This window comes from uncultured Planktosalinus sp., assembly GCF_963973675.1.
Classification (GTDB): domain Bacteria; phylum Bacteroidota; class Bacteroidia; order Flavobacteriales; family Flavobacteriaceae; genus Planktosalinus.
On sequence record NZ_CAXBAN010000200.1, the window covers coordinates 1 to 4,823 of the forward strand.

The window sequence follows — 4,823 nt, forward strand, 5'->3', positions numbered from 1 at the left end:
AGACCCCAAAGCTTTCAGAAAGGCTTCACCAAAGGTGATGGCAACATCTTCAATGGTGTGGTGCTCGTCGATATGTAAATCGCCTTGCACTTGAATTTCTAAATCCAGGTTTCCATGTTTTGCGATTTGTTCCAGCATATGGTCAAAAAAACCAAGCCCTGTATTGATCTTGCTTTTTCCTGAGCCATCGAGGTTCACTGTGACACTGATTTGGGTTTCATTTGTGTTGCGCATCACTGTTTCCTTTCGTGGAAGCGTTTTCAAAAAGGTATAAATTTCTCTCCAGGAAGTTGTATTTAATGTGGCGTTCTCATTAATACTGTCTGAAATATAAATAGCTTTTGAGCCAAGGTTTCTGGCGAGTTGTACGTCTGTGGCCCGGTCACCTATGACATAGGAATTTTCCAAATCATAATTTCCTTTGATGTAATGAGTCAATAGTGCAGTTCCCGGCTTTCTGGTTGGCGCATTGTCTTCAGGAAGGGATTTGTCTATGAGAATTTCAGAAAAATAAATCTCTTCGTTTTCAAAAGCTTGGATGATTTTATTTTGCGCCGGCCAAAAGGTGTCTTCCGGAAAAGAAGCTGTTCCCAGTCCATCCTGATTGGTCACCATCACCAGTTCAAAATCGAGTTCGGTAGCTATGCGCGCCAAATATTGAAAAACGCCAGGATAAAACTCCAGTTTTTCAAGACTGTCGAGCTGATAATCAATCGGTGGTTCAATAACAAGTGTTCCGTCGCGGTCTATGAAGAGTACTTTTTTCATTTGCTCAGATTTTTAAGTTCGTTGATTAATTGGTTGTTTTCTTGGGGTGTCCCAATGGTGATGCGCACACAGTTTTTGATGACAGAGTCCCTGTTTCGGATAATGATGTTTTTAGTCACCAGCTTGTTGTAAACTGAAGTGGCATCTTTGAGTTCCACTAAAAGAAAATTGGCATCTGAAGGATAAATTTTAATGACTTGTTCCAGTTTCAAAAGGGCTTTTAAAACCCTTTCTCGTTCCTGAAGAATTGTATTAATAGTGTCCTTTTTGATATTCTTATTTTCAAGGGCCTTCAAGGCTGCATTTTGATTGAGTGCACTCACATTGTAGGGTGGTTTTACTTTATTCATTAGCTGGATAATAGCTTCACCGGCGTAAGCCACCCCCAGTCTTGCTGCTGCTAAACCATAGGCCTTACTGAAGGTTTGTGAAACTATAAGATTAGGGTATGTGGTTACTTTTTCAAGCAACGAAGGTCTTTCGGAAAAGTCAATATAAGCCTCGTCAACCACTACGATAGCATTGCATTTTTGAAGTAACTCTTCAATGGCATTGATGCTATTTCCTGTGGGGTTGTTTGGTGAACACACAAAGACTATTTTGATGTTTTGATTCTGATTTATTTGCTGAAAGCATCTTACAATATCTATTTGAAAATCAGCGGTTAAAGGAACGGTAATTACTTCTACATTGTTAATACCGGCAGACACTTCATACATTCCATAGGTGGGTGGAAAAGTGAGCACTTTATCTCTTCCCGGTTCACAAAAAATACGAAATACCAGGTCAATGATTTCATCGCTACCGTTTCCAATAAAAATGTTGTTTGAAGGAATGTTTTTAAGCTGACTCAGTCTTTCTTTTAACTTTTTCTGATACGGATCTGGATAACGATTGAAATCGCCAAATGGGTTCTCATTGGCATCCAAAAAAATACCTTCTGCACCACTATACTCGTCACGTGCGCTGGAATACCGTTTCAACTTTTGAATGTTTTCTCTAACTAAATTCTCTATACTAAACATTATCTAAAGTTTTAAGCCGAATTGAAACAGCATTTTTGTGTGCTTGCAGTTGTTCTGCTTCGGCCATGAGTTCAATGGCGGGTCCCATGTTTTTAATCCCTGCAGAAGTGAGTTCCTGAAAAGTGATTTTCTTAACAAAACTATCTAATGAAACACCGCTGTAATTGCGTGCATAACCGTTTGTGGGTAGGGTATGATTTGTACCGCTGGCATAATCGCCGGCACTTTCACAGCTGTAATTCCCAAGGAAAACGGAGCCTGCATTTGTTATTTTGGGGATGACTTCGTTAAAGTTTTCAATGGCTAAAATCAAGTGTTCTGGAGCATATTGGTTGCTAAAATCAATACATTCTTCAACAGTTTTAAGAAGAATAGCCTTACTGCTAATCAAGGCTTGTGAAGCCATTTGCTTTCGCGGAAGCGTTTCTATTTGTATGGAAATTTCTTTAAGAACGGCATCGATCATTTGTACATTATCAGAAAGTAAAATCACCTGGCTATCGGTTCCATGTTCTGCCTGAGAAAGCAAATCGGCTGCAACAAAAGATGGCACAGCACTTTTATCTGCAATGATCAGTACTTCACTGGGTCCGGCGGGCATGTCAATGGCGACTCCATAGTTTTGAGCTTGTTGTTTAGCAGCAGTAACATATTGGTTGCCCGGGCCAAAGATTTTATCAACAGCCGGAATACTCTCTGTGCCAAATGTCATAGCGGCAACCGCTTGAATACCACCCACTTTAAAGAGTTTTGTAATCCCTATGAGTTGAGCGGTGTATACGATCGTCGGATTGATATTTCCGTTCTTATCAGGTGGAGTACATAAAACAATTTCGGGACATCCGGCAATTTTTGCGGGAATACCAAGCATCAGAACTGTTGAAAATAAAGGTGCCGTTCCACCGGGAATATAGATTCCCACACGGTCTATGGGTCTGCTTTCGCGCCAGCAAAACACACCTGCAGTTGTTTCTGTTTTTTGTATTTGTTCTATCTGTGTCCTGTGAAATTTTTCAATATTTGCTGCAGCAAGCTGGATGGCTTGTTTTAAATCTTTAGGGACTATCTCTAGACTTTTTTTAATCTGGTCTTCAGACACTTGAAGTTTTTCTAGCTCTACACCATCAAACAAGTTTGTATATGCTTTCACACTTCCATCGCCATTATTTTTAATCGCCTGAAACACCTTTTGAACTGTATCTGAAATCGATGTAAAATCAATCAAAGGTCTTTTTGATAGCTCGGTCCAGGTTTCAGGGTTGGGAAATTGTATTGTTTTCATTTTTATAATTGTATTAAAGAACCATTTTTTCAATTGGGACAACAAGAATTCCTTCTGCACCGTGGGCTTTTAACTGGTCTATGACATCCCAGAATTCATCTTCTTTTACCCCTGAATGTAAACGGCACCATTCCTTATTAGCCAGAGGTAATATGGTGGGTGATTTCATACCAGGAATTAATTTTGTGATTTGATCGAGGGCTTTGACTGGGCAATTGAGAAGAATGTATTTGTTGTCATTTCCATTTTTAACAGCATTGATTCTAAAAAGAAGTCTGTCAAGTATTTCTTGTTTTTGGCTAGTTAATTTGGTGTTTGAAATAAGTACCGCTTCACTTTTTGTAACCACTTCCACTTCTTTGAGTCCATTCATTAAAAGGGTACTTCCCGTGCTTACGATGTCAAAAACTGCATCTGCGAGTCCAATTCCAGTAGCAATTTCTACACTGCCTCCAATTTCTTCAATTTCAACAGTAATTTTTTTAGCGTCAAAATACTTTTGAAGGATGTTGGGATAGGAAGTGGCTATGCGCTTTCCAGAAAAATTGGAACTATCTGTATAGTTTTCATCTTTGGGAATGGCGAGAGATAATTTACAGTTTGCAAAACCCAGTTTTGAAACGACGGTTACGATTTTGTCTTTTTCCCAGACTTCATTTTCACCAAGAATTCCAATATCTGCAACACCTTGTTCCACATATTGTGGGATGTCGTCGTCACGCAAAAAAAGTATTTCAATAGGAAAATTTGACGATTCGGCTTTCAGTTTGCGTTCGCCGTTTGAAATCTTGATTCCACACTCCTGAATGAGTTTGATGGATTTTTCGCTTAAGCGACCACTTTTTTGTATGGCAATTTTTAGTTTACTCATTTTATTTTTTTGTTGTGTCTGAGTAAAACCAAAGGGAAGTCATAAAAAAACCCGTCAGAGATACTCAGACGGGTTTTAAATTTTATGTAAAATCACTACATAGAATCATCAGCGCGCCTGAAGCCCGATATGATGATGGTGATGTAAAGTGATTAATTTCATTTTTAAAAGTTTGATTATGCAAATATATTTTAATTTTTTATATAAAAAATTGTTTTACAAAATATTTAAGAAATTAAACAAAAAGGCATTGATAATGAGGTTAGGAAATTTTGCAGAATTTTCCTCGATTTATTACCCCAACCCTAAAGGGCGAAATCGAGGAAAATTAGATTTCTGCTTTTACGGGACTTAGCAAAGCTGCTTTTAGTCTTTTTATACAATTATACTATTTAATCTGTAAACAAAAATGGTTAATAACTAAAACCATAATTCTTTTGAGCCCTAGTAAAAAATGGTATTTTTAAAATTCTAAAATTTAGGGATACACCAAATTTTAATAAACTATTATTCAACGCATTACAATACAATGATTAATTTATACAACACCCAAATTGAATCGCTTTCTATCCATAAGGTGGGAAACAAAAGCAGAAACGAACCTATCATTTTTTCGCAAAGTCCTTACAAGCTGGATGATGAATTAACCCCTTTAATCAAAGAATTTTTCTTTAAGCCTTTTAGGGACAAAGAGGAAAGTTACTATCAGTTCTCGCACGAGCAGGATTTGGAGTTTCATCCTTTATTCAATTTGGTCTCAAAATTATTTGACAATCCTGACCGGGCGCACGCGTTGAGTTTGGAAATAGCAAAACACCTCTATGAGCAATCACAACATCCTCATATTAAAAGTGGCGAAGTGTATGTGACCTATCTT

The 4,823-nt window shown here is 37.8% G+C and carries 5 protein-coding genes; 1 reads left to right on the forward strand and 4 read right to left on the reverse strand.

Going from position 1 to position 4,823, the window contains the following annotated elements; genetic code table 11:
- The 4 genes from hisB to hisG form a co-directional block, all read right to left on the reverse strand.
- Window positions 1-768: histidinol-phosphatase (hisB, locus tag AACY61_RS08725; protein ID WP_339611191.1), on the reverse strand; the 768-nt coding region annotated here is incomplete at its 3' end.
- Entirely contained in the window at window positions 765-1,793 is a 1,029-nt protein-coding gene (gene hisC / locus AACY61_RS08730) for a histidinol-phosphate transaminase (RefSeq protein WP_339611192.1), read from the reverse strand. The genes hisB and hisC, both read right to left, overlap by 4 nt.
- The gene (gene hisD, locus AACY61_RS08735) at window positions 1,786-3,075 is read right to left on the reverse strand and encodes a histidinol dehydrogenase (protein ID WP_339611193.1); all 1,290 of its coding nucleotides are present in this window, start codon (window positions 3,073-3,075) and stop codon (window positions 1,786-1,788) included. The genes hisC and hisD overlap by 8 nt, the downstream gene beginning before the upstream one ends.
- Window positions 3,076-3,088: 13 nt before the next feature.
- Window positions 3,089-3,946: an ATP phosphoribosyltransferase gene (gene hisG / locus AACY61_RS08740; RefSeq protein ID WP_339611194.1), complete on the reverse strand. Its 858-nt coding sequence runs from the start codon at window positions 3,944-3,946 to the stop codon at window positions 3,089-3,091.
- 529 nt (window positions 3,947-4,475) lie between these two features.
- Here hisG and AACY61_RS08745 point away from each other — a divergent pair.
- On the forward strand, window positions 4,476-4,823 hold a 348-nt coding region (locus AACY61_RS08745), incomplete at its 3' end, for a nucleoid-associated protein (protein WP_339611195.1).

Excerpts from the sequence above, each read along its gene's own strand:
- hisC (WP_339611192.1), bottom strand. The coding sequence starts at position 1,793 with ATGTTTAGTATAGAGAATTTAGTTAGAGAAAACATTCAAAAGTTGAAA.
- hisD (WP_339611193.1), bottom strand. The coding sequence starts at position 3,075 with ATGAAAACAATACAATTTCCCAACCCTGAAACCTGGACCGAGCTATCA.
- hisG (WP_339611194.1), bottom strand. The coding sequence starts at position 3,946 with ATGAGTAAACTAAAAATTGCCATACAAAAAAGTGGTCGCTTAAGCGAA.